Origin of the sequence: Nocardiopsis potens DSM 45234 (assembly GCF_000341105.1) — a bacterium.
Classification (GTDB): domain Bacteria; phylum Actinomycetota; class Actinomycetes; order Streptosporangiales; family Streptosporangiaceae; genus Nocardiopsis_A; species Nocardiopsis_A potens.
In genome coordinates this window covers 40,197-63,599 of record NZ_ANBB01000037.1, presented here as the reverse complement: position 1 = coordinate 63,599, position 23,403 = coordinate 40,197, and the positions used below count along the sequence as shown (strand labels likewise).

General features: G+C 75.0%; 20 protein-coding genes. 6 read left to right on the top strand and 14 right to left on the bottom strand.

Features of this window, described 5'->3' with window-relative positions:
• Positions 1–8 precede the first annotated feature (8 nt).
• The 3 genes from zwf to pgl are packed head-to-tail and all read left to right on the top strand — an operon-like array spanning position 9 to position 3,287.
• Positions 9–1,538 carry a glucose-6-phosphate dehydrogenase gene (gene zwf, locus D459_RS0114265; RefSeq protein ID WP_026120389.1) on the top strand — a complete coding sequence of 510 codons (1,530 nt, stop codon included), beginning with the start codon at positions 9–11 and terminating at the stop codon, positions 1,536–1,538.
• A 28-nt stretch (positions 1,539–1,566) separates the two neighbouring features.
• A complete protein-coding gene (locus D459_RS0114260; RefSeq protein WP_017593692.1) occupies positions 1,567–2,508 on the top strand; it encodes a glucose-6-phosphate dehydrogenase assembly protein OpcA in 942 nt (313 codons plus the stop codon).
• Positions 2,505–3,287, top strand: coding sequence for a 6-phosphogluconolactonase (gene pgl / locus D459_RS0114255; RefSeq protein WP_017593691.1), 783 nt, complete (start codon positions 2,505–2,507; stop codon positions 3,285–3,287). Before D459_RS0114260 ends, pgl begins: the two co-directional genes overlap by 4 nt.
• 1,666 nt (positions 3,288–4,953) lie before the next feature.
• Here the strand turns inward: pgl and D459_RS0114250 are convergent.
• Positions 4,954–5,883 carry a hypothetical protein gene (locus tag D459_RS0114250; protein WP_241485042.1) on the bottom strand — a complete coding sequence of 310 codons (930 nt, stop codon included), beginning with the start codon at positions 5,881–5,883 and terminating at the stop codon, positions 4,954–4,956.
• 159 nt (positions 5,884–6,042) lie between these two features.
• Here D459_RS0114250 and D459_RS0114245 point away from each other — a divergent pair, with 159 nt between their 5' ends.
• Positions 6,043–6,867: a helix-turn-helix domain-containing protein gene (locus D459_RS0114245; RefSeq protein WP_017593689.1), complete on the top strand. Its 825-nt coding sequence runs from the start codon at positions 6,043–6,045 to the stop codon at positions 6,865–6,867.
• The gene (locus D459_RS0114240) at positions 6,851–7,090 is read left to right on the top strand and encodes a DUF397 domain-containing protein (protein ID WP_017593688.1); all 240 of its coding nucleotides are present in this window, start codon (positions 6,851–6,853) and stop codon (positions 7,088–7,090) included. The genes D459_RS0114245 and D459_RS0114240 overlap by 17 nt, the downstream gene beginning before the upstream one ends.
• Before the next feature lie 13 nt (positions 7,091–7,103).
• On the opposite strand, the gene D459_RS0114235 is transcribed toward D459_RS0114240, so the two are convergent.
• From D459_RS0114235 to D459_RS0114205, 7 genes are all read right to left on the bottom strand, one after another.
• A complete protein-coding gene (locus tag D459_RS0114235) occupies positions 7,104–7,958 on the bottom strand; it encodes a phosphotransferase (protein ID WP_017593687.1) in 855 nt (284 codons plus the stop codon).
• A gap of 2 nt (positions 7,959–7,960) precedes the next feature.
• Positions 7,961–8,701, bottom strand: a complete 741-nt coding sequence (locus D459_RS0114230; protein WP_017593686.1) for a phosphodiesterase — start codon at positions 8,699–8,701, stop codon at positions 7,961–7,963.
• A gap of 171 nt (positions 8,702–8,872) precedes the next feature.
• Positions 8,873–9,586 (bottom strand): DsbA family oxidoreductase, encoded by a 714-nt coding sequence (locus D459_RS0114225; RefSeq protein WP_017593685.1) that lies wholly within the window; start codon positions 9,584–9,586, stop codon positions 8,873–8,875.
• 71 nt (positions 9,587–9,657) lie between these two features.
• Complete coding sequence (locus D459_RS0114220; RefSeq protein ID WP_017593684.1) at positions 9,658–10,212, bottom strand: DUF1697 domain-containing protein; 555 nt, start codon at positions 10,210–10,212, stop codon at positions 9,658–9,660.
• Positions 10,213–10,291: 79 nt separating this feature from the next.
• Positions 10,292–11,965 carry a solute symporter family protein gene (locus D459_RS0114215; RefSeq protein ID WP_017593683.1) on the bottom strand — a complete coding sequence of 558 codons (1,674 nt, stop codon included), beginning with the start codon at positions 11,963–11,965 and terminating at the stop codon, positions 10,292–10,294.
• A complete protein-coding gene (locus tag D459_RS31600; RefSeq protein ID WP_017593682.1) occupies positions 11,962–12,342 on the bottom strand; it encodes a DUF485 domain-containing protein in 381 nt (126 codons plus the stop codon). The genes D459_RS0114215 and D459_RS31600 overlap by 4 nt, the downstream gene beginning before the upstream one ends.
• A gap of 275 nt (positions 12,343–12,617) precedes the next feature.
• Complete coding sequence (locus D459_RS0114205; protein ID WP_017593681.1) at positions 12,618–13,085, bottom strand: DoxX family protein; 468 nt, start codon at positions 13,083–13,085, stop codon at positions 12,618–12,620.
• Between the two features lie 305 nt (positions 13,086–13,390).
• On the opposite strand from D459_RS0114205, the gene D459_RS0114200 reads away from it, so the two are divergent.
• On the top strand, positions 13,391–13,654 hold the full coding sequence (locus D459_RS0114200) for a hypothetical protein (RefSeq protein WP_017593680.1): 264 nt from the start codon (positions 13,391–13,393) through the stop codon (positions 13,652–13,654).
• Between the two features lie 120 nt (positions 13,655–13,774).
• Here D459_RS0114200 and D459_RS0114195 read toward each other — a convergent pair whose 3' ends face one another.
• The 6 genes from D459_RS0114195 to hutH form a co-directional block, all read right to left on the bottom strand.
• On the bottom strand, positions 13,775–14,914 hold the full coding sequence (locus D459_RS0114195) for a GNAT family N-acetyltransferase (RefSeq protein ID WP_017593679.1): 1,140 nt from the start codon (positions 14,912–14,914) through the stop codon (positions 13,775–13,777).
• 91 nt (positions 14,915–15,005) lie between these two features.
• Positions 15,006–16,214 (bottom strand): imidazolonepropionase, encoded by a 1,209-nt coding sequence (gene hutI, locus D459_RS0114190; RefSeq protein ID WP_017593678.1) that lies wholly within the window; start codon positions 16,212–16,214, stop codon positions 15,006–15,008.
• A gap of 259 nt (positions 16,215–16,473) precedes the next feature.
• Positions 16,474–17,886, bottom strand: a complete 1,413-nt coding sequence (locus tag D459_RS0114185) for a formimidoylglutamate deiminase (RefSeq protein ID WP_081620576.1) — start codon at positions 17,884–17,886, stop codon at positions 16,474–16,476.
• A 959-nt stretch (positions 17,887–18,845) separates the two neighbouring features.
• Positions 18,846–20,069, bottom strand: coding sequence for an allantoate amidohydrolase (locus D459_RS0114180; RefSeq protein ID WP_017593676.1), 1,224 nt, complete (start codon positions 20,067–20,069; stop codon positions 18,846–18,848).
• Positions 20,066–21,742 carry a urocanate hydratase gene (gene hutU / locus D459_RS0114175; protein WP_017593675.1) on the bottom strand — a complete coding sequence of 559 codons (1,677 nt, stop codon included), beginning with the start codon at positions 21,740–21,742 and terminating at the stop codon, positions 20,066–20,068. The genes D459_RS0114180 and hutU overlap by 4 nt, the downstream gene beginning before the upstream one ends.
• Before the next feature lie 38 nt (positions 21,743–21,780).
• Positions 21,781–23,340 carry a histidine ammonia-lyase gene (gene hutH / locus D459_RS0114170; RefSeq protein WP_020380175.1) on the bottom strand — a complete coding sequence of 520 codons (1,560 nt, stop codon included), beginning with the start codon at positions 23,338–23,340 and terminating at the stop codon, positions 21,781–21,783.
• Positions 23,341–23,403: the final 63 nt, after the last annotated feature.

Sequence of the window (23,403 nt, the reverse complement as noted above, 5' to 3'; positions counted from 1 at the left end):
AACCGGCGATGCCGGGGGCGACCCCGAACCCGCTCCGCAGCGAACTGGACCGGCGGCTGCCGCGGATCGCCGGGCCGAGCGTGCTGGTGCTCTTCGGGGTCACCGGCGACCTGGCCCGGAAGAAGCTGCTGCCGGCCATCTACGACCTGGCCAACCGCGGCCTGCTGCCGCCCGGCTTCGGCCTGGTCGGGTTCGCCCGGCGGGACTGGGCGGACCAGGACTTCGCGAAGGTCGCCTACGACGCGGTGCGCGAGCACGCCCGCACCCCGTTCCGCGAGGACGTGTGGCGCCAGCTCAGCGAGGGCATGCGGTTCGTCCAGGGCGAGCTCGACGACGACGAGGCATTCGACGAGCTGGCCCGCACGGTGCGCAGCCTCGACGCCGACCGCGGCACCGGCGGCAACTACGCCTTCTACCTGTCGCTGCCGCCCGCGCTCTTCCCCAGCGTGGTCAAGCAGCTCAAGCGGTCCGACCTGGCGTCCTCCGCCGACGGCGCCTGGCGCCGGGTGGTGATCGAGAAGCCGTTCGGCCACGACCTGCACAGCGCCCAGGAGCTCAACGCGGTGGTGGACGAGGTCTTCCCGCCGCACTCGGTCTTCCGCATCGACCACTACCTGGGCAAGGAGACCGTCCAGAACATCATGGCGCTGCGGTTCGCCAACGCCCTGTTCGAGCCGCTGTGGAACCGCACCCTCGTCGACCACGTGCAGATCACCATGGCCGAGGACATAGGGGTGGGCGGGCGCGCCGGGTACTACGACGGCATCGGCGCCGCCCGCGACGTGATCCAGAACCACCTGCTGCAGCTGCTCGCGCTGGTGGCGATGGAGGAGCCGGTCTCCTTCACCGCCGACGCCATCCGCACCGAGAAGGAGAAGGTGCTCTCCGCGGTGCGGCTGCCCGAGGACCTGTCCACCGGGACCGCCCGCGGCCAGTACGCCGCGGGCTGGCAGGGCGGCGCCGAGGTCTGCGGCTACCTGCAGGAGAAGGGCATCCCCGCGGAGTCGGTCACCGAGACCTACGCGGCACTGCGGCTGGAGGTCAACACCCGCCGCTGGGCCGGGGTCCCGTTCTACCTGCGCACCGGCAAGCGGCTGGGCCGCCGGGTCACCGAGGTGGCGCTGGTCTTCCGGCGCACCCCCAACCAGGTGTTCAGCCAGACCGACACCGAGGACATGGGGCAGAACGCGCTGGTGCTGCGGATCCAGCCGGACGAGGGCGTCACCATGCGGTTCGGCTCGAAGGTGCCCGGCGCGGCCATGGAGGTCCGCGACGTGACCATGGACTTCGCCTACGGCCAGTCCTTCACCGAGGCCAGCCCGGAGGCCTACGAGCGGCTCATCCTGGACGTGCTCATCGGCGACCCGCCGCTCTTCCCGCGCCAGCGGGAGGTGGAGCTGTCCTGGGAGATCCTGGACCCGGTGGAGCGGCACTGGGCCGAGTCCGGGCAGCCCGAGCAGTACCGCTCCGGCGAGTGGGGCCCGGCCTCCGCCGACGCCATGCTGGCCCGCGAGGGGCGCCAGTGGAGGCGCCCGTGACCGGGAACGACGACCGGAAGGACCGGCGATGACGCTGTACCTGCCGCGCACCGACACCGCCCAGGTCGCCGAGGCGCTCTCCGCCGAGCGGCTGAGCATCGGCGGCGGCGCGATGAACATGGTGCTCACCCTGGTGGTGGTGACCGACGAGGCGGACCACTACGACGCGGTGCGCGCCGCCACCGAGGCCGGCCGGGAGCACCCGTCCCGGATCATCGCGCTGATCCGGCGCGACCCCGGGGCCGAGCCGGCGATCGACGCAGAGATCCGCCGCCCGGGCACCTCCGGGCCCGGCGAGGCGCTGCTGCTGCGGCTCTACGGGCCGCTGGGCGAGCACGCCGACTCGGTGATCACCCCGCTGCTGGTGCCGGACGCCCCGGTGGTGGCGTGGTGGCCCGGCCCCGGCCCGCGCGACCCGTCGGCCGACCCGGTCGGCCGGCTGGCGCACCGGCGGATCACCGACGCGCTGCGCGCCGGCGACCCGCTGGAGGACCTGCTCGCCCGGGTCCGCGCCTACCGGCCCGGGGACACCGACCTGACCTGGACCCGGCTCACCCCGTGGCGGTCGATGCTGGCCAGCGCCATGGACCACCCGCCGGGCTGGGTGACCGGCGCCGAGGTCACCGCGGAGCCGCACTACCCCAGCGCCGAGCTGCTCGCCGCCTGGCTCTCCCGGCAGCTGGACGTCCCGGTGCGGCGGTCGGCCTCCAACGGCCCCGGCATCACCGCGGTCCGGCTCACCAGCGACGCCGGGGACATCACCCTGCACCGGATGGACGGCCGGGTGGCGACGCTGTCCCGCCCGGGCCAGCCGGACCAGGTGGTGGCGCTGGCCCGGCGGCGCGCCGCCGAGGCGCTCTCCGAGGAGCTGCGCCGGCTGGACCCCGACGAGATGTACGAGAGGACCGCCGCCCACCTGGCCGGGCTGGTCGAGGGCGGCACCCTGGGAGCAGAGGAGGCGCGCCGGTGAGCGCACCCGCCGTGATCGTCCACCCCGATGCCGGGCTGCTGGCCAAGGCCGCCGCGGCCCGGATCGTGACCCGCCTGGTGGACGCGCAGGCCGCACGCGGCTCGGCGTCGATCGTGCTGACCGGCGGCGGCATCGGCATCGCGGTCCTGGCCGAGCTGGCGAAGGCGCCGGCCCGGGACGCGGTGGACTGGGGCGCGCTGGACGTGTGGTGGGGGGACGAGCGCTACCTGCCCGCCGGCGACCCGGAGCGGAACGAGACCCAGGCCCGCGAGGCGCTGCTGGACGGGGTGGGGCTGGAGCCGGCGCGGGTGCACGCGATGCCCGCCCCGGGAGGCCCGGACGGCCCGGGCGGCGACTCCCCGGAGGCCGGGGCGGAGCGCTACGCCGAGGCGCTGCGCGCCGCCGCCCGCCCGGGCGAGCCCGCGTTCGACGTGTGCCTGCTGGGGGTGGGGCCGGACACCCACGTGGCCTCGCTCTTCCCCGAGCAGCCGGCGCTGTACGAGGAGGAGCGGAGCGTGGTGGCGGTGCACGGCGCGCCGAAGCCGCCGCCCACCCGGGTCTCGCTGACCCTGCCGACGATCCGCTCCGCCGCCGAGGTGTGGCTGCTGGCCTCGGGCGGGGCCAAGGCGGAGGCGGTCCGCCTGGCCCTGGACCCGGAGGCGGGCCCGGTCCAGGTCCCCGCCGCAGGCGCCCGGGGACGCTCCCGCACCCTGTTCCTCCTGGACCGCGCGGCCGCCTCCCGCCTCCCGGAGGACCTCACCGGCCCAGGTCTGCTCTAGAGGACCGCTCTGAATAGAGGCCCGAAGGCGGCACCACCGCCCCCGGCCCCTGTTCCCGATACCCGCCCCGCGCCGCCCCGGACCCCTCCGAGGCGGCGCGGCGCGTTTCCCGGCGGCCTTTCGGCTGGACGTCTTGGCCGAGCGTCTTGGCCGAGCGCGGGCCCCACGGGGTGGCGGTTCAGGCTGGCAGCGAGGGCAGGAAGAGGAACCGGCCAGTCGGTTAGGCGCGGCGCCCCGCGAAGCGAAGGCCCAAACAGGCAGCGACGGCAGCGGCAGGGGCGAGGCGAAGGCGATCGCCCGAGCGCGGGCCCCACGGGGCGAGGGTTCAAGCAGGCAGCGACGGCGGGGAGGGGGACCGGCTGGTCGGTCGGGCGCGGCGTCCCACGGAGCGAAGGCTCAGGCCGGCGGCGACGGCGAAGGTAGGGGCGGGGCGCAGGCGGTCGCCCGAGCGCGGCGCTCCGAAGAGCGAAGGTCGAGACGGGCGGCGAGGGCAGTGGTGGGCACCGGCTGGTCGGTCCGGTGCAGCGCCCCACGGGGTCGGGGTTCAGGCAGGCGGCGACGGCAGCGGTAGGGGCGGGGCGCAGGTGGTCGCCCGGGCGCGGCGCTCCACGGGGCCGGGGCTCAAGCGGGCGGCAAGGGCGGGAGAGCGTGCCGGCTGGTCGGTCCGGTGCGGCAGAGCGGGTGGGGGCGGTCGGGGCAAGGTGGGGTGGCGGGTTCGCCGTTCCCGCGTCGCCCGGGCGCCGGGGCCGACCGCCCTTGAAACCGCTACCCCTATCTGACCTTGGCAAATACACAGGGTGATGGCGAGGAGGGGCGCCCTGCGCACCGCGAGAGCACCCCGGTGATTCCCGGGCGCGCATCCCGGCCCGGAACAGGCCCCTAGAGGCCCGAATGACCCCGATCGGGCCGGTGATCGGGGGTTCGAGCCACCCGCAAGGCCGGGATGCAGGGGGCCGGAACCCGGGGAGGGATGGCGTGGGGCGGGATGTCGTATTCGTCCCCTCGGTTGGCCACTCTGGGTAACCGATGAGGGGGTGGTGGGGGCCTCGGAGCTTACTACTCGCTGGTAGATGTAATCGGGGTGCTCTCGCAGTACGCAGGGCGCCCCCACCCCCGCCCGTTCCTCGCTGCAAACCAGGCATATAGGGATAAGGGCCCCTGCCGGGCGCGGGCAGGCGGGCCGGCTCCCCTCGCTGGGAGCACACGCCGCCCCGCCCACTCCCGCCCTCGCCGCCCGCTTGAGCCCCGACCCCGTGGGGCCCGACACCCGGGCGACCACCCTCGCCCCGCCCCTACCGCCGCCGTCGCCCGTCTTGACCTTCGCTCTGCGGGGCGCCGCACCGAACCGACCGGCCGGTCCCCACCGCTGCCTTCGCCGCCCGCTTTGACCTTCGCTTCGCGGAGCGCCGCGCCCGGGCGACCGCCTCCGCCCCGGCCCTGCCAGCGCCGTTGCCGCCTGCCTGAACCTGTACTCCGTGGGGCGCCGCGCCTAACCGACCGGCCGGTCCCCCTCCCGCCCTCGCCGCCTGCTTGAACCCTCGCCACGCGAGGCGCCGCGCCCGGGCGGCCGCCTCCGCCCCGCCCCTGCCTCTGCCGTCGCCGCTGCTTGAACCCCGCCCCGTGGGGCGCGTCAGCGTGTGGAGCCGGCCGCGCCCCCGACACTCTCTCAGGCCGGGACTCCGACCCGTTCCGTCTGCGTCCGCTCCGTCTGCGCTCGCTCTATCTCTGCCCGCTCGGCCTCAGCTCGGAGGATCCGGTCGCGGATCATCTCCTTGCTGACGCCGAAGGCGCGGGCCAGCCCGGAGTAGGACTCCCCCGCCTCCCAGCGCTCCAGCAGCCCCCGGGCCGAGATCCCGATGTCCTTGGGCGGGCGGCCGATCCGGCCGCGCGGGCGGGACTCGGCCCTGCGCTGCGCGGCCTTGCGCTTGCGGAGCCGGACCAGGTACATGACGTTCTGGTGCTGGGCGCCGGGGCGGTCGTAGCCCCACATCTTGGACGGGGTCTCGTGCTCGTGCCAGAGCGCGTAGAAGGCTCGCCGGGCCCGCCCCAGCGCGCGGGCGAAGGTCACGGGGTCCATGCCGAGCGACCGCTCGGCGGCGCGCCGGTCGTCGTGGACGGCCAGCGCGGTGAGCACGTCTCGGTGCCGTGGGCGGAGCGCCGCCCAGATCTGGGCCAGCGCGATCCGGTCCACGATCGCGTCCTCCGGGCTGCGGGTGGGTGCGGAGTGGTCGGTCCAGTAGCGCAGGAAGGCGCGGGAGATGAGCTTCTTGTTCTGGCCGCCCCAGCCGTGGGACTTGAGGTCCTGGTAGTGCTCGGACTTCATCGCCTTCCAGCCGGTGGCGATCAGCTCGGTCTCCTCGGGGCGGGTGGAGGCGAGGGCGAGGTGCTCGCAGATCGCCTCCCAGGCGGTCAGCGCGCGGTGCTCCATGGCCATGCCGTTGACCCAGTTGCATTCCCGGGCGGCCCAGGCGGCCAGCCGGGTCACCTGGATCGCGGTGTAGCCGTGCGCCACTTCGTCGGGGGCGGAGGGGACGGGGAGCAGGGGGCCGAACTCGTTGGAGCCCTGCGGGGAAGAGGTCGTCACCACGTCGATCACGTCCAATCGGTGTGTCCGTGGCAACACCCTGAAGACCGATCACGCTGAGTGCCATACATCTCACCAAGAGGTCACAGTCTTGTCGTTTCGGTGGACTTTGGAAAATGCTTCGTCCTCTACTGGTCGTGCCGGTAGTTCTCTGGTGGAGGTGGAGCCCTCATGGACCGCAGGCTGAACCCCGCATGGCGCCGTCTCGGGGCCGAGATCAGGAAGGCGCGCAAGCGCGCGAAACTCACCCAAGTACAGACGGCGAAGGCGATGCAGGTCGTCCCCTCCACGATCTCGGCCTGGGAGTGCGGCACCCGCGGACTCCAGGAGGAGGGGGCGCGAGAACTCGACCAGCTGTTCGGTACCTCTGGTGTAGTTCTGCGTGCTTGGAACACGGCGAACACACCGACGTCGCTGCCGGAGTGGTACGAAGAGGTCGAGCAGCTGGAAGCCGTGATGACCGAGCTGCGCGAGTACCAGGGCCAGGTGATCCCGGGCCTCTTCCAGACCAAGGACTACATCAAGGCCGCCAACCGAGATACCGCTCCGTGGGTGTCGGCCGCAGAGCTGGAAGAGATGGCCAAGTCCCGACTGCAACGACAAGCGATCTTGGAGAAAGAAACCCCACCGCTCATCTACGTGGTATTGGAAGCGAGTGCCGTCACCAGGATCATCGGCAGCCCCAAAGTGCTATCCGCACAGTTGGAACGTGTGCTGGCTCTGATAGAGAAGGAAGTGATACGTCTTCAGGTCGTACCGCCCAACCCTGGCTGCCACCCCGGCGCATCCGGACCTTTCCGGGTGTACTCGTTCTCGGACAAGCCCATGGTCGCTTCTGCCGAGTATCAGCAGGGTGAGATTCTCATCGATGACAGCCGTAAGGTCCAGCAGTGCATGACGATCTTCGGCGCCCTCCAAGCCGAAGCGATGTCCCCTCGGCAAAGCGCCGAGTTCATCAGGAAGGTCAAGGAAGAACTCGATGACGACGAAGGATGACCTTCAGTGGCACAAGAGCAGCTACAGCACGGCCCAGGGCAGCTGTGTCGAGGTCGCCTGGCACAAGAGCAGCTACAGCGGCTCTTCCGCTGACTGCGTCGAGGTGGCCGAAGGCCCGACCGTCCTGGTCAGGGACACACAGAACAGGGAGCTCGGCCACCTCGAATACCCGCCCCGCACCTGGGCCGCCTTCCTCCAGCAGGTGAAGACCGGCCTCCTCTGAACCCCCGCCCGGCTCAGCCGAGCAGGGCGTCCAGCAGAACCTCTCGGTTCTCCGCGAGCCAGGCGCGGCGGCGCAGGATGACGTCGCCGACGCCCTCCTCCCACATCCGGGCCCAGCCTCCGCCGAGGAGTTCGGCGGAGGCCTTCATCCGGGCCCGGCCGTTGTCGCAGCGGTCCACGCCCAGGTCGGGCAGGGCCCTCCGCTCCGCCTCCCCCAGGCCGTAGGCGTCGGCCAGCACCCGGAGCCGGGCCGGGCGGTCAGCAGCGGCAGCAGCAGGCCAGCCCGGGTACACGTCCTCGGGCGCGCACAGCGGCACCCAGTGCATCGCGGCGTTGTACACGTCCAGCAGCCGGGTCCCCGGGCCGGCCAGGTCGAAGTCGATCAGGCCGGCCGCCCTCCCCCCGCGCACCACCACGTTCTGCGGGGTCACGTCCAGGTGGCAGACGAGCTCGGGCTCGGGGTCCGGCACCGGGACGGCGACCGGGACCTGGTCCCGGCGCCACACCCCGCCGTCCGGCGCCGCGAAGCCGGTGTCGGCCAGGAACCCCTCTGAAGCATCGTGCAGCCGGCGCAGCAGCGGCCCGAGCGAGGCGAGCAGCCCGTCGTCGGCGGCCCACGGCTCCGGCGGGCTCCCGGCGACGTCCCCGTCCAGGAAGGTGAGGACGTCCCGCCCCTGCTCGTCGCGGCCGAGGAAGCGCGGGGCGCCGTCGAACCCGGCGCGCTCCAGGTGGTCCAGGTAGGCGGCGACGGCCGGGCTCTGCGGCTGGGGCGGGCGGCGCACGGTGCCGCCCGCCCGCACCACGCCCTCGGTGACGTCGCCGGACGGCAGCTCGCTCTCCGGACCGTCCTCCCCGGTGTAGCGGCGCATCCTCAGACCGCCCGGAAGTGGGTGGTGATCCGGCCGTCGTCGCCGATCAGATGCAGGGCGAGCATGGGCGGTGGGGCGTCGTCCCCGGTCGGCGGCGCGGGCTCCCACTCCATCCGCAGCGGGGGCGCGACGGACGGCGCGACCAGCAGCGGGCGGCCGGCGAACGAGGTCGCCGCCGGGGTGTGCGCGTGCCCGCAGAGCACCGCGGCGACCTGCGGGTACCGCTCGATGAGCCCGGCCAGCCGGTGCTCGTCGCGCTGGCGGATATCGTCGACGTAGGCGATGCCGAGGTCCGCCGGGTGGTGGTGGAGCGCGATGACCACCGGGGCGTCGGCGGGGGCCGCGGCGAGCGCCTTCTCCAACCGGTCCAGGGTGGTGTCGGTCAGCCGCCCCCAGTGCTCGCCGGGGACCGAGGTGTCGCAGACCGCGACCAGCGCCCTGCCGACCCGGTGCACCCCGTCGATCGGCCCGTCCGCCGGCTCCTCGCCGAGCAGGAACTCCCGGAACGGGGCGCGCGCGTCGTGGTTGCCCGGGCAGAGCAGCATCGGCACGTCGGCCCGGAGCTCCTCTGCGGCCTGCCGGTACTCCTCCGGCAGCCCGCCGTCGACCACGTCGCCGGTGTGCACGATGGCGTCGACCGGGCGGTCCAGGGCGCGGATGTGGCCCATCACCCGGCGGACTCGCTCGGCGCTGCGCCCGCCTCCGTCGAGGTGGGTGTCGCTGATGTGGGCGAGAACGAGCATCGGTCCTCCGAAGGGAGATCGACGGCGGGGGGCGTCCCGCCGCAGGGCGATGATCTCGGCGCCGCGGCCCCGCCGAAGCGCTCTGATGGGGCCGCGGCGCCGAGATCATCGGGGGAAGGGGCGGGGCACCGCGATGCTACCGGCCGCTCCCGGCGCGCGCCGGGTGCGGCCTCACTCGCCGGGGACCGCGCACGCGCCGTCGGCGCAGCCGTCCGCGTCGCCCTCACCGCCGCCGACCATGACCGGGGCCTGCGGGTGGGCGTCGGCCCAGGCCTGCTCCAGCACCCGGGTGAACACCTCGGCGGGCTGGGCGCCGGAGACGCCGTACCTGGAGTCGACCACGAAGAACGGGACGCCGGTGGCGCCCATGGTGCGGGCCTCCTCGGCGTCCCGGCGGACCTCGTCGGCGTAGGCGCCGCCCTCCAGGACCTCGCGGGCCTTCCCGGCGTCCAGGCCGGCCTGCTCGGCCAGGGCGACCAGCTCCTCGGTGCCGAACACGTCCTCGCCGGCGCCGAAGTAGGCGGCGAAGAGCGCTTCGACCATCGGCTTCTGCGCGCCTTCCGCCTTGGCGTGGTGCAGCAGCCGGTGGGCGTCGGCGGTGTTGGCGTGCGGCCGGTCGGTCGTGTAGTCCAGGCCTTCGCCGCGGGCGTTGTCGGCGACCCCGGCCTCGGCGGAGCGGGCCTGCTCTTCGGTGATCCCCATCTTCTCGGTCAGCATTCGCAGCGCCGGCTCGGGCTCGGCGGGCGCGGAGGGGTCCAGCTGGAAGCTGTGGAACTCGACCTCGACCCGGTCGGCGTGGGCGAAGGCGGCGAGCCCCCGCTCGAACCGGGCCTTGCCGATGTAGCACCACGGGCAGACGATGTCGGACCAGATGTCGACGCGCACGGGCGTTGTCCCCTATCTCGTTCGGCGGGCGCGGCCGCGCCCGCCGAATGGCAACAGCCGCCTGAAATGCGCTATTCCTCCGCCATTTCCAGTAGGCGGAGCACGGTGCGCCAGTTCCGGCCGGTGGCCACCGCCCCGCCCAGGGCGCGCGCGGCCGCGTCGGGCAGCTTCGCCCGGCCCAGGCCGTCCGGCAGGTCGAAGTAGACCTCCCGGGCGCCCGCCGCCATGGCCTCCGGGGCGTAGGCGGCGGCGTCCACCGCGGCCAGCGCCGCGGCGTCCGGCTCCCCGCGCAGGAAGAGCACCAGGAACCGGGAGGGGTCGCCGACCGGCAGCGGGTTGGCCTGCACCGCGGCGCGCATCCCGGCGGCGTCGCGCAACACCGTGTCGACGGCGAAGCCGAACCGCTCGGCCAGCGCCGCCTCCAGCTCGGTGCGGAGCTCCTCCTCCCCGCCGGAACCGGGACGCCGGGTCCGGTGCCGTTCGGTGAAGGCCACGTTCCCGCTCTGCAGCAGGGTGGCGACCCCGGTGTGGCCGAGCCCGGCGACCACCTCGCGCAGCTCGGCCATGGGCACCTTGCGGCGCCCTCCGACGTTGACGCCGCGCAGCAGCGCGATCCAGCGTGTCATGGGCCGATCATGCCACCGGGCTGCGACACCGCCTCGCCCCCGGCCCCGCGGAAGGCGGGACGAAGCGGGCCGGGCGCGGTCAGCTGGCGCCGATGCCGGTGAGCGAGCGGAGGCGCATCCGGTCGTACCGGTCCCCGTCGCTCTCCCGGGAGAGCAGCGAGCCGGCGATCGCGAAGGCGAAGCCCAGCGGGATCGCCACCAGCCCGGGGTTCTCCAGCGGGAACACCTGGATGTCGATCCCGGCGGGCAGCAGGGACAGGCTCTCCCCGGTCTCCGGGTGGGTCTTGCCGGAGACCACCGGGGAGAGCAGCACCAGCAGCAGCGAGGTGCCCAGGCCGCCGTAGACGCCCCACTCCACGCCCCGGGTGTTGAACCGGCGCCAGAACAGGGTGAGCACGATGACCGGCAGGTTGGCCGAGGCGGCGATGGCGAAGGCCAGTCCCACCAGGAAGGCGACGTTGAGGTGCTGGGCCCGGACCGCGAGGAGGATGGCGAGCGCGCCGACCAGCACCGCGGAGATCCGGGCCACCCCCACCTCCTGGGACTCCTTGGACCGGCCCCACATCAGGATGTGGCCGAAGAAGTCGTGCGCCATCGAGGAGGAGGACGCCAGGGTGAGGCTGGCGATCACCGCCAGGATGGTGGCCAGGGCCACCGCGGAGACGAACGCCAGCATCACCGCCGACCCGGCCGGGCCGGCGACGAGCGAGCCGAGCTCGGCGGCCAGCTGCGGCACCGCGGCGTTGCCGGAGGGGTCCTGGGCGGCGATCGCGTCCGGTCCGACCAGCGCCGCGGCGCCGAACCCCAGCGCCAGCGTCATCAGGTAGAACGCGCCGACCAGCAGGATGGTGCGCTTCACCGAGGTGCGGGCGGCCCGGCCGTCGCGCACGGTGTAGAAGCGGACCAGGATGTGCGGCAGGGCGGCGGTGCCCAGTACCAGGGCCATCCCCAGGCTGAACAGGTCGAGCCGGTTGACCAGGGTCTGCACCGGGTCGCCGGCGACCTCCACCGCGAAGTGCCGGCCCGGTTCGAGGAAGGCCTGGCCGCTCCCGCTGGCCGCGGCGGCGCTCTCCAGCAGCGCGCTCGGGTCGAAGCCGAAGACCGCCAGCACCAGGGCGGTCATCAGCGCGGTGGCGGTGAGCAGCAGCCCGGCCTTGATGATCTGCAGCCAGGTGGCGGCCTTCATCCCGCCGTACATGACGTAGACGACCATCAGCACGCCGACCAGCGTGATGGCGGCGGTGCGGGTCTGGGTCCCGGTCATGCCGAGGAAGGTGCCGCCGTGGTCGATGCCGAGCAGCATGGTGACCAGGGCGCCCGCGCCGACCATCTGCGCGATGAGGTAGACGGTGCTGACCGCGACGGTGGAGGTGGTGCAGGCCAGCCGGACCCGCATCCGGCGCATCCGGTACCCCGGCAGGTCGGCCATGGTGTACCGGCCGCTGTTCCGGATCAGCTGGGCCATCGGCAGCACCAGCAGCCAGGCGACCAGGAAGCCGATGGAGTAGAGGAAGCCGTCGTAGCCGCGGAGCGCGATCAGTCCGGCGATGCCCAGGAAGGAGGCGGCGGACAGGTAGTCCCCGGTCAGCGCGAGGCCGTTCTGGGTACCGCCGAAGGAGCGGCCGCCGGCGTAGAAGTCGACGGCGCCCCGGGTGCTGCGCCGCGCCCACACGGTGATCCCCAGCGTCACCGCGATGAACAGGCCGCACAGGCCGAGCGTCCACAGGTGCACGGCGTCCAGCCCGGCCGTCATCGGCCGCCCACCTCCCCGGCGCGGAGGCGCGGCGCGTCGGCGCGGAGGCGCAGCTCGTCGGCGACCGGGTCCAGCCGGCGCTCGGCGCAGCGGACGAACCACCAGGCGAGCAGGAAGGTGGAGGCGAACTGGCCGATGCCCAGCAGCAGCCCGACGTTGACCGCGCCGGCCACCCGCACCGCCATCAGGTCGCGGGCGAACACCGACATCAGGAGGAAGGCGGCGTACCAGCCGAGGAAGAGCGCCACCAGGACCGTGCCGTACACGGCGTGCCTGCGGCGCAGTACGGCGAAGCGGGCCTCCGCCGCTCCGGGGGCGGCGGGCGCGCCCGGCCGCGCCCCTCTTCGCCCGGTCGTCCCCTCCAGATAATCGACCATTCGTTCCTCCCCCTCGCGGAACACCGCCCCCGCGTGCTCGCGCACGGAGAACGCGGGCACGGCGAAGCGCCGCGGAAATACGGCGCGTAGTGGAGGCACACGATATACAGCGCCGCGTCGCCCCGCGGCGTTGTTCCGAAAGACGGGTGAATTCACCGGCCGGGGAAAAGGAATGTGCGTTCAGGGGTGTCGCTTCCGGGACTCCGCGCACGGAAAAGCGGGCCCGCCGGAGGGCGGGCCCGCGGGGTGCGCGGAGGGGCCGGGGTCGGTCCGGGTCAGGCCGCGGCGGACTCGGCGGCGGGGGTGCGCTCGCCGGCCGCGGGGCGCCCCCAGGGCAGCAGCCGGTCCAGGGCGATCCGGCCGCCGCCGAAGCCCAGGGCGAGCGCGGCGGCGCCGAGCACCAGCGGCAGCTCCATCCCGCCCTCGCCGATCAGCGGGCCCTGGGCGTGCGCGAAGAAGATCGCGCCGGCCATCTGCGCCGCCAGCACCACTCCGGCCAGCGGCAGCAGCAGGCCGAGCAGGAGCAGGGCGCCGCCGCCGATCTCGGCGGCGATGGCGAAGGCCGCGGCCGCGCTCGGCATGGGGATCCCCATGCCGGCCATCATCTCGGTGGTGCCGGCCAGCCCCATCTGGGAGGCCTTCTGCCAGCCGTGCGCGATGAAGACGACGCCGATGACGACGCGGGCGATCAGCGCGGTGGCGTCCGCGGCCGGGCCCAGGGCCCTGCGGGTGCTCTCGGTCATGCTCGTTCACTCCAGCGGGTAGGTGACGGTGGGCGACGCCGCAGCGCCGGAGCATCATCAAACCAGATGAATTCTTCCTTGGAAAGCAAAATCAGGGGGCGTACCGCAACGCCACACGTGACTTCCGTCATGCGGTGCGGCGCGCCCCGCTCCGGCGCCACCCCGCGGGCGCCGATTCGCTAGGCTTCCGGAGAACCCCTCAGTGCGCCCCGATTCCGGGCACGCGCGCCACCTGAGAGCCCTTCGAACGTGTGTATGATTTCGTTCAGTCCGCACCCGCACCGAACCGAAGGGATGCCACCGCCGTGGTCACCGAGGTCTTCACGCGCAAGTATTGCGACCCGCACGCCGTCCGCGACGAGAAGGTCGAGGCGACGGACGTCGTCCAGTTCGCCTGGGAGGGCACGGTCCGCGAGGTCGACGCGTGCGACGAGTGCAAGAAGGAGCACGAGGCCCGCTACGAGCCCCTCGTCGACTACTCCCGCCCGGTGAAGAAGCGCCGCGCGCCGAAGAAGGCCGCCGCCACCGAGGAGACCCCTGCTCCGGAGGCCGCCTCGTCCGAGGAGTGACCGGGAGCGAACCCGCCGGACACCGGTCCGGAGATTGAAGAGGAGGGGCCGGGGCGTCGAACGCCCCGGCCCCTTTTCGCGCGGCCGGGGGCGCACCCCTGGCCCTCGGCCGCGCTTCCCTCACCGCCCGGCGGCCCCGGGGCGGGTCATCAGCGCCGTCAGCCGCCCCGGGGGCGCGGCCGGCGCACGGCCGGCCAGCGGCACCCGGGCCTGGACCGCGCCGGCCTCGGGCCGGCCCACGGCCGCCCCCATCCGGTGCACGATCCGCAGCATGGCGCGGTTCTCTGCGGCGGTCTCCGCGCGGACCTCCGCCAGCCCCCAGTCGGCGGCGGTCGCGGCGACCGCGTCCGCCAGCGCGGCCCCCACTCCCCTGCCCTGCCAGGAGTCCTCCACCAGGAAGGCCATCTCCCCGACGCCGGGGTTCAAGGTGTACATCAGGTGGGCCAGCGCGACCGGCTCGTCCTCCCCCTCCGGGCGGGCGGCCACGGTCAGGCCGCGCTCGGGGTCGCAGAAGACCCGGAGCATCCGGGCCCCCGGTTCGGCCACCGAGGACAGGTAGCGGCGGCGCCTGGTCTCCGCCGAGCAGCGCGCGTGCAGCCGGCGCACCGCGTCCGCGTCGCCCGCGCCCACCTGGGACAGGCGCAGCCGGTCCCCGCCCGCGGTCACCAGCACGCCCTCGGTGGGAGGCGAAAGAACCCGCGGCCCGAAGGGCCTCCGTTGAGGGCGGTGGTGGGAGACGGGCGGGCCGGTGGCCGGCAGCACCGACCTGACCAGAGCGTCGGCCCGGGCCGACTCGGTCCAGGTGAAGGGGCGGCCCGGCCGGTGCACCCGGACCGCGCGCAGCGGGCCCACCGGCACCAGCAGGGTGTCGGCCTCCCCCGCGCCGGGCCCGGGGACCGACGGGTCGGTCCAGTGCGCCTCCTCGGCGCGGAGCAGCTCGGCCAGCGCCTCCGGGAGCCGGTTGGGCGCGCTGCGCAGCCGCGCGGTGAGCAGCAGCGCCCGGGTGGTCTCGTCGCCGACCTCGCGCGGCCGGGCCGGGACCGCCAGCACCTCGCCGCCCCCGGCCCGCTCGGCGACCGCCCGGCGCAGCCGCTCCGGGTCGCCCGGCACGTCCGCGACGAACTCGTCGACCGCGCCGGAGGCGTCGGTGTGGATGGTCAGCGCGACGATGTCCGCGCCCTCGGCGGCCATCGCCCCGACCAGCCCGGCCAGCCGCCCCGGCCGGTCCTCCACCGGTGTCCGGATGCGCCACAGCGCCATGGCCCCTCCCCTCCCGATCGCTCCGCGCGGGTCCGCCCGCCGTTCGCCACCGAGTCTGGGCGGGGAAGGTTTCCGGAGCGCTACGCCCGGATCAACCCCGGGTGAGATCCCCGCCGTGCACCCGGTGGCCGTCCTTCCACACCGCCTGCACCATCGGCACCCCGGGCCGGTAGGCCAGGTAGATCGGGTTGGGGGCGTCCAGCAGCACCAGGTCGGCGCGGGCCCCGGGGGCCAGGCGGCCGACGTCGGTGCGGCGCAGCGCGCGGGCGCCGCCCGCGGTGGCCGCCCACAGCGCCTCCTCCGGGGTCATCCGCATCTCCCGCACCGCCAGCGCGATGCAGAACGCGATGCTGGAGGTGAAGCAGGAGCCCGGGTTGCAGTCGCCGGCCAGGGCGACGGTCGCCCCGGCGTCCAGCAGCGCCCGCGCGTCGGGGTAGGGCTGGCGGGTGGAGAAGTCCACGCCGGGCAGCAGGGTGGCGACCGTCTCCGGGGCCTGCGCCAGCGCGTCGACGTCCTCGGCGGTCAGGTGGGTGCAGTGGTCCACCGAGGCGGCGCCGACCTCGACGGCCAGCCGCACCCCGGGGCCGGTGCCCAGCTGGTTGCCGTGCACCCGGGGCAGCAGGCCCTTGGCGGCGCCGGCGCGCAGCACCCGCCGGGAGGCCTCCTCGTCGAAGGCGCCGCGCTCGCAGAACACGTCGATCCACCGGGCGTGCGGCGCGCAGGCCTCCAGCATCTCCCCGGTGACCAGGTCGACGTAGCCCTGCGGGTCGTCGGCGTACTCCGGCGGCACGACGTGCGCGCCGAGGAAGGTGACCTCGTCGGTGATCCGGGCGGCCACCCGCAGCGAGCGCTCCTCGTCGGCGGTGCTCAGCCCGTACCCGGACTTGACCTCCAGGGTGGTGGTGCCCTGCGCCCGGGCCTCCTGGAGCAGCCGGACCGCGTTGTCCGCCAGGTCGGCCTCGGAGGCGGCCCGGGTGGCGGCGACGGTGGTGCGGATCCCCCCGGCCTCGTAGGGCCGCCCGCTCATCCGGGCGCCGAACTCGCGGCTGCGGTCGCCGGCGAAGACGATGTGCGAGTGGCTGTCCACGAAGCCCGGGACGGCGCAGCGCCCGGCGGCGTCCACCCGCGCATCGGCGGCGGGCGCCCGGTCGGCCGGGCCGACCCAGGCCACCCGCCCGTCCTCGATCACCAGCGCGGCGTCGGCGATCTCCCCGGTGATCCCCTCCCCGAGCGCGGGATCGTTGGTGGCGAGCACTCCGATCCGGTCGATGAGGACGGTCCGGGGTTCGCTCTGGTTCATCTGTCCCTCTTCTCTGGTCGTTTCACTCCGGGCGCCCCGGGGCCTTTCCGCCCCGGAGGCGCCGGTCATGGGCTCATCGCCGCACCGAAGCGGTGCGGGCCGCGCTCCCGGAGCCGGGATCCCGCGGTCGGGCCGGGGCGGCGGTACCGGCCGTGGCTCCCGGGGCGGGTGAGGCGGGCGAGGCGGACGGGGCGGTCCGTCCTCTCCGCCGCGCGGGCCGGACGCCCGGGCGGGTCCGGCGCCGCCGGAGGGTGCGGGCTCACCCGAGGAGCCTCCCGATCGCGGCGTCCAGGCGGGCCGGGGCGTCCGGCATCGCGGTGTGCACCCGGTCCCGGACGATCCACCGGCCGTCGGCCATGACGTGCCGCACCTCGGCGCCGGTCGCCGCGAAGACCGCCGCCTCGGCGGCCTGTGCCGGGTCGAACCCGGCCGTCCGGACCCCGTCCATGTCGAGCACGACCAGGTCGGCGCGCTTCCCCTCGCCGATCCAGCCGGCGTCGTGCCAGCCGAGGGCCCCGGCGTGGCCGTTCTCGTGCAGGGCGTCCAGGAGCATCAGCGCGGGGACCGTTCCGCGGCGGCCGGTGCGCAGCCGCTCGTGCATCTCCGCCGCGCGCGCCTCGGCCAGCATGTCGATGGTGGAGTGGCCGTCGCTGCCCAGCGACAGGGTCACCCGGTCCATGCCGAGCTCGGCCAGCGGGGGGAGGCCGTCGGCGAGGTCGCGCTCGGTGGTCGGGCACAGGCAGATGTCGGCCCGCCGCTCGCGGAGCAGCCGCACGTCGGCCGGGTCCAGGTGGGTGGCGTGCACCAGCACCGGGTGCACATCGGTGAAGAGGCCCGCCTCGGCCAGGTGCGCGGCGGGGGTGCGCCCGTAGGCCGCCCGGCACGCCTCGTTCTCCGCGGGCTGCTCGGAGAGGTGGATGTGCGGGGAGGGCCACTCGATGGTGCTCTCCCGGTACAGATCGGCGAAGCCGGCCAGCGCATCGGCGGGGACGGCGCGCACCGAGTGCGCGGCGGCGCCCGCCCGCGCATGGCCGCCCTCCGGGCGGAAGGAGGCCGCCCGGTCCGCCCAGGCGTCCAGGTCGGCGTCGGCGAAGCGCAGCTGGACGCCCTCGGGCGGGGTGTGCCGGCCGTCGGCGCCCAGCCCGCCGGCGAGGTAGAGGGTGTCCAGCAGGGTGATCCGGATCCCGGCGTCGGCCGCCGCGGCGACGAGCGCGGCACCCATCGCGTTCGGGTCGGCGTAGCGCCTGCCGCCGGGGGCGTGGTGCAGGTAGTGGAACTCCCCCACGCAGGTCACCCCGGCCAGCGCCATCTCCGCGTACACCGCTGCGGCCAGCTCCCGGTAGGAGTCGGGGGTGAGTCGCTCCGCCGCGGCGTACATCAGCCGCCGCCAGCTCCAGAACGACCCGCCGTACTCCCCGGTCCGGCCGCGCAGCGCCCGGTGGAAGGCGTGCGAGTGGGCGTTGGCGAAGCCGTACAGCACCAGGCCGGACAGTCGCTCGGCGCCCGGCGGCGGCTCAGTGCCGGTGCGCACCGAGGCGATCCTGCCCCCTGCGACCTCCAGCAGCACCCCGGGCGCCGCGGCCGCCGCCGACGGCTGATCGACGGGATCGGACTGGGTGGGGCCGGATTGGGAGAAGTCGGGCTGGGAGAAGTCGGGCTCGGAGGCGGCCATCGCCCACTCGCACCAGTACAGGGTCGGTTCACGGTCCGGCACTACGGGCTCCTCCACTGCTCGTCTGTTGACGGACTGTCGAGTATGCAGTCGGCTCCGCACGGCGACGACGGCGGAGGCGACAGCGGCGGCGACGACGGACGGGGCGCGGGTGCCGGCCGGGCGCGGCGCCCCACGGGGTCGAGGTTCAGACGGGCGGCGAGAGGGCGAAATGTCGCGCTCACTCCCTCCCGAAGGCCCCACTTCGTCACTCTGTGTGAGCGATTCGGGGGCAGGGCAGGCCCCAGGGGTTACTACTCGCTGGTGGACGTCATCCGGGCCGCCGCCGAGGTGCGCAGGCCGCGCCGCGCCGCCCGCCCCCTGCCAGCAACCCGACATATAGGACACGCCTCCCTCTTACCGCCGGGGCCGACCCGACCCCTTCTTCTGACTTCGCTCTCTACCGCTGGAAACGCAGACCGGAGCGGTGACCTGCCGCCCCGATCCCGCTCCCGCCGTCGCCGCTGGCCTGAACCTCGACCCCGCGAGGCGCCGCACCCGGGTAAGACGCCCGACCACCGCCCCTTCCTTGGCCGTCGCCGCCTGCTTGAACCTCGGCTCCGTGGGGCGCCGCACCTGACCGACCAGCCGGTGCCCCTCCCTGCCTTCGCCGCCCGTCTGAACCTCGACCCCGTGGGGTGCCGCGCTCGGCCGACGCCCGCACCCCGGCCCCTCCTCTGCCGTCGCCGCCTGCTTGAACCCTGGCCCCGTGGGGCGCCGCGCCCGACCGACCAGCCGGTGCCCCTCCCTGCCTTCGCCACCCGTCTGAACCTCGACCCCGCGAGGCGCCGCACCCGGGTGAGACGCCCGACTCCGCGAGACGCCGCGCCCGGCCGTCCGGCCCGCCCGGGCCCGCCCGGCGGACCAGGCGGGCCGGGGTGACCAGGCGGACCGGACGGCTCCGCGTCCTCGTTCTGTGCTCACTCGTCCTTGCCGGCGAGGTTCTGCAGGACGTCGGCGAGGGCGGTGACTCCCGCGTGGCAGTCGGGGCGGTCGGCGTGTTCTTCGGGGGAATGCGAGATTCCGGTGGGGTTCCGGACGAAGAGCATCGCGGTCGGCACCTCTGCGGCCAGCACGCCGGCGTCGTGGCCGGCTCCGGTGGGCAGTACCGGGACCGGGCCGCGGGGGCCGCCGGCCGCCGCGGCGACCCGGTCGCGCAGCCCGGCGGAGAACTCCACCAGCGGGGAGTCGGACTCCTGTTCCCCGGCCAGGCGCACCCCGTGCTCTGCCGCGGCGGCGCGGGCGTCGGCGGTGACTCCCGCGACGACCGCGTCCAGCTCCGCCGCGCCGGGCGCCCGGGCGTCCAGCCACGCCGTCACCCGGGACGGGATCGCGTTGGTGCCGTTCGGCTCCACCCGGACCCTGCCCACCGTCGCCACCGCGCCGCTCTCCGCCGCGCGCTCCCGCGCGGCCAGCACGGTGCGGGCGAACGGGAGCATCGGGTCGCGCCGGTCGGCGAGCCGGGTGGTCCCGGCGTGGTCGGCGCGCCCGGTGAACTCCAGCCGCCACCGGCCGTGCGGCCAGATGGACCGGGCCGCGCCGACGGCGTCGCCGGTGTCGGCCAGCGCCCGCCCCTGCTCCACGTGGAGCTCGACGAAGGCTCCGATCCGGCCCAGCCGCTCCGGGTCGGGCCCCAGCCCGGCCGGGTCGAACCCGGCGGCGGCCATGGCGTCCGCCCAGGCGACGCCGTCGGCGTCGGTGAGCGCGGCGGCCCGCTCCGGGGCGATGGCGCCGGTCAGCAGCCTGCTGCCGAGGCAGGGGACGCCGAATCGGGCGCCCTCCTCCTCGGCGAAGACCGCGACCGCCACCGGCCGGGACGGGGCGAACCCGCGGCGGCGCAGCTCGGCCACGGCCTCCAGGGCGCTCACCACGCCCAGCGGGCCGTCGAACGCGCCGCCGTCGGGCACCGAGTCCAGGTGGGATCCGGTGACCACGGCGCCCGGACCGGGCTCGCCCCACCAGGCCCACATGTTGCCGTTGCCGTCGGTCTCCACGTCCAGGCCGCGGGCGGCCGCGGCCCCGGCGAACCAGGACCGCAGCTCCGCGTCGGCGGCGCCGAAGGTGTAGCGCCGGTAGCCGCCGGTGCCCGGGTGGCGGCCGATCGGTTCCAGGTCGGCCCAGAGCCGGTCGAAGCCGTCGCTCATCGCGCGGCGTCCCCCTCGCGCATCGGGATGCGCAGGCCCTCGCGCTCGGCGACCGCCTCGGCTTCGGGGTAGCCGGCGTCGACGTGCCGGATGACGCCCATCCCGGGGTCGTTGGTGAGCACCCGGCGCAGCTTCTGCGCGGCCAGCTCGGTGCCGTCGGCCACGCTGACCTGCCCGGCGTGGAGCGAGCGGCCCATGCCGACGCCGCCGCCGTGGTGGATGGAGACCCAGGACGCGCCGGAGGCGGTGTTGACCAGGGCGTTGAGCAGCGGCCAGTCGGCGATGGCGTCCGAGCCGTCGCGCATCGCCTCGGTCTCCCGGTAGGGGGAGGCGACCGAGCCGGTGTCCAGGTGGTCGCGGCCGATCGCCAGCGGGGCGCTGACCTCGCCGGAGGCGACCAGCTCGTTGAACCGCTCGCCGGCGGCGGCCCGCTCGCCCTGGCCCAGCCAGCAGATCCGGGCCGGCAGGCCCTGGTAGGCGACCTTCTCCCCGGCCATCCGGATCCACCGGTTCAGGTGCTCGTCCTCCGGGAAGAGGTCCATGACCGCCCGGTCGGTGCGGGCGATGTCGGCCGGGTCGCCGGAGAGCGCCGCCCACCGGAACGGGCCCTTGCCCTCGCAGAACAGCGGGCGGATGTAGGCCGGGACGAAGCCGGGGAAGTCGAAGGCGCGCTCGAACCCGGCGGTCTTGGCCTCGCCGCGGATGGAGTTGCCGTAGTCGAACACCTCCGCGCCGGCGTCCATGAACCCGACCATCGCCTCGACGTGGGCGGCCATCGACTCCCGGGCGCGCCGGGTGAACTCCTCCGGCTTGGCGGCGGCGTAGTCCTTCCAGTCCTCGAAGGCCACCCCGGCCGGCAGGTAGGCCAGCGGGTCGTGGGCGGAGGTCTGGTCGGTGACGATGTCGATCGGGGCGCCGCGGCGGAGCAGCTCGGGCAGCACCTCGGCGGCGTTGCCGAGCAGGCCGATGGAGAGCGGGCGGCGCGCGTCGCGGGCCTCCACGGCCAGCCGCAGCGCCTCGTCGATGCTCTCCGCCCGGGCGTCCAGGTAGCGGTGCTCGATGCGGCGGTCGATCCGGCTGGCGTCGCACTCCACCACGATGGCCACGCCGCCGTTCATCGTGACGGCCAGCGGCTGGGCGCCGCCCATCCCGCCCAGGCCGGCGGTGAGGGTGATGGTGCCCTCCAGGGTGCCGCCGCGCTTGGCGGCGACCGCGCCGAAGGTCTCGTAGGTGCCCTGCAGGATGCCCTGGGTGCCGATGTAGATCCAGGACCCGGCGGTCATCTGGCCGTACATGGTCAGGCCCAGCGCCTCCAGGCGGCGGAACTCCTCCCAGTTGGCCCAGTCGCCGACCAGGTTGCTGTTGGCGATGAGCACCCGCGGCGCCCACTCGTGGGTGCGCATCACGCCGACCGGGCGGCCGGACTGGACCAGGAGGGTCTCGTCGCCCTCCAGGTCGCGCAGGGTGGCGGCGATCCGGTCGAAGCTGCGCCAGTCCCGCGCCGCCTTGCCGGTGCCGCCGTAGACGACGAGCTCGTCGGGGTGCTCGGCCACCTCGGGGTCGAGGTTGTTGTGCAGCATCCGCAGGGCGGCCTCCTGCTGCCACCCCTTGGCGGTCAGCTCGGTGCCGCGGGGGGCGCGGACGGTCCGGGCGCCGCTCGGTCGGTCGGTCATCTCTGCTCTCGTTTCGGTCGTGCCCTCGCGGGCGCGGGTCAGTTCAGTTCGGCGGCGGTGCCCGCGGCGGCCAGCACGGAGCCGTCCGCGACGAGCGCGGAGACCTCGGCGATCTCCGGGGCGAGGTAGCGGTCGGGGCCGGGGCCGGCGACCCTGGTGCGCAGCAGGTCGCGCACGGCGCGGGTGGCGGGCGCGGGGGCCAGCGGGGCGCGCAGGTCCAGGGCGCGGGCGGCGGTGAGCAGCTCGACCGCGAGCACGTCGGTGAGGGCCGCCACCGACCGGCGCAGCTTGCGCGCGGCCGACCAGCCCATCGAGACGTGGTCCTCCTGCATGGCGGAGCTGGGGATGGAGTCGACGCTGGCGGGCACGGCCAGCCGCTTCATCTCCGAGACCAGGCCGGCCTGGGTGTACTGGGCGATCATGTGCCCGGAGTCCACGCCGGGGTCGTCGGCGAGGAACGCGGGCAGCCCGTGCGAGCGGGCCACGTCGAGCATCCGGTCGGTGCGCCGCTCGGCGATGGAGGCCACGTCGGCCGCGGCGATGGCGAGGAAGTCCAGCACGTAGCCGACCGGGGCGCCGTGGAAGTTGCCGTTGGACTCGACCCGGCCGTCCTCGGTGACCACCGGGTTGTCGATGACGGCGGCCAGCTCCCGCTCGGCGACGGTGAGGGCGTGCGCGAGGGTGTCCCGGGCGGCGCCGGCCACCTGCGGGGCGCACCGCAGCGAGTAGGCGTCCTGCACCCTGGTGCAGTCCGGGCCGCGGTGCGAGGCGACGATCGGGGAGCCGGCGAGCAGCGCCCGCATGTTGGCCGCGGAGCGGGCCTGACCCGGGTGCGGGCGCAGGTCCTGCAGGTCGGCGGCGAACACCCGGTCGGTGCCGAGCAGCGCCTCCACGCTCATCGCGGCCGCGATGTCGGCGGTGGTGATCAGCCGCGCCAGGTCGTGGCAGGCGAGCAGGAGCATGCCGAGCATGCCGTCGGTGCCGTTGATGAGGGCCAGGCCCTCCTTGGCGCCCAGTTCGACCGGGGCCAGGCCGGCGGCGCGCAGCGCCTCCTCGGCGGTGCGCGCCTCGCCGGCGGCGTCGCGCACCGTCCCCTCGCCCATCAGCGCGAGCGCGACGTGCGAGAGCGGGGCGAGGTCGCCGGAGCAGCCGAGGCTGCCGAACTCGTGCACCACCGGGGTGATGCCGGCGTTGAGCATACCGGCGAGCGCCTCGGCGGTGGCCGGCTCGACCCCGGTGCCGCCGGAGGCCAGGGTGCGCAGCCGGAGCAGCATGAGGGCGCGCACCACCTCCCGCTCCACCTCGGGGCCGGACCCGGCGGCGTGCGAGCGGACCAGCGAGCGCTGCAGCCGGGCGCGCAGCTCGGGCGCGATGTGGCGGGTGGCGAGGGCGCCGAAGCCGGTGCTCACCCCGTAGGCGGGGGTGTCCCCCTCGGCCAGGACGCGGACCCGCTCCCGGCCGGCGGCCAGGGCCTTGCGGGCGTCGTCGGTGAGCTGCACCGGGGCCCCGCCGCGGGCCACGGCGATCACGTCGGCGGGGCTCAGCCCGGAGGGGCCGATCCGCACCTCGGCGGCGGTCGTGTCAGTAGAGGTCGACATGCCTCCATTCCACGCCCCCGGGCGGCCGGGCGGGAGCCCCGCCGCGCCCGTTCCGTCCGAGAT

Excerpts from the sequence above, each read along its gene's own strand:
- D459_RS0114185 (WP_081620576.1), bottom strand. The coding sequence starts at position 17,886 with ATGGCCGCCTCCGAGCCCGACTTCTCCCAGCCCGACTTCTCCCAATCC.
- hutH (WP_020380175.1), bottom strand. The coding sequence starts at position 23,340 with ATGTCGACCTCTACTGACACGACCGCCGCCGAGGTGCGGATCGGCCCC.
- D459_RS0114260 (WP_017593692.1), top strand. The coding sequence starts at position 1,567 with ATGACGCTGTACCTGCCGCGCACCGACACCGCCCAGGTCGCCGAGGCG.
- D459_RS0114220 (WP_017593684.1), bottom strand. The coding sequence starts at position 10,212 with ATGACACGCTGGATCGCGCTGCTGCGCGGCGTCAACGTCGGAGGGCGC.
- D459_RS0114240 (WP_017593688.1), top strand. The coding sequence starts at position 6,851 with ATGACGACGAAGGATGACCTTCAGTGGCACAAGAGCAGCTACAGCACG.
- D459_RS0114195 (WP_017593679.1), bottom strand. The coding sequence starts at position 14,914 with ATGGCGCTGTGGCGCATCCGGACACCGGTGGAGGACCGGCCGGGGCGG.
- D459_RS0114180 (WP_017593676.1), bottom strand. The coding sequence starts at position 20,069 with ATGAGCGACGGCTTCGACCGGCTCTGGGCCGACCTGGAACCGATCGGC.
- zwf (WP_026120389.1), top strand. The coding sequence starts at position 9 with ATGCCGGGGGCGACCCCGAACCCGCTCCGCAGCGAACTGGACCGGCGG.
- D459_RS31600 (WP_017593682.1), bottom strand. The coding sequence starts at position 12,342 with ATGGTCGATTATCTGGAGGGGACGACCGGGCGAAGAGGGGCGCGGCCG.
- hutU (WP_017593675.1), bottom strand. The coding sequence starts at position 21,742 with ATGACCGACCGACCGAGCGGCGCCCGGACCGTCCGCGCCCCCCGCGGC.
- D459_RS0114215 (WP_017593683.1), bottom strand. The coding sequence starts at position 11,965 with ATGACGGCCGGGCTGGACGCCGTGCACCTGTGGACGCTCGGCCTGTGC.
- hutI (WP_017593678.1), bottom strand. The coding sequence starts at position 16,214 with ATGAACCAGAGCGAACCCCGGACCGTCCTCATCGACCGGATCGGAGTG.
- D459_RS0114230 (WP_017593686.1), bottom strand. The coding sequence starts at position 8,701 with ATGCTCGTTCTCGCCCACATCAGCGACACCCACCTCGACGGAGGCGGG.
- D459_RS0114245 (WP_017593689.1), top strand. The coding sequence starts at position 6,043 with ATGGACCGCAGGCTGAACCCCGCATGGCGCCGTCTCGGGGCCGAGATC.
- D459_RS0114235 (WP_017593687.1), bottom strand. The coding sequence starts at position 7,958 with ATGCGCCGCTACACCGGGGAGGACGGTCCGGAGAGCGAGCTGCCGTCC.
- D459_RS0114205 (WP_017593681.1), bottom strand. The coding sequence starts at position 13,085 with ATGACCGAGAGCACCCGCAGGGCCCTGGGCCCGGCCGCGGACGCCACC.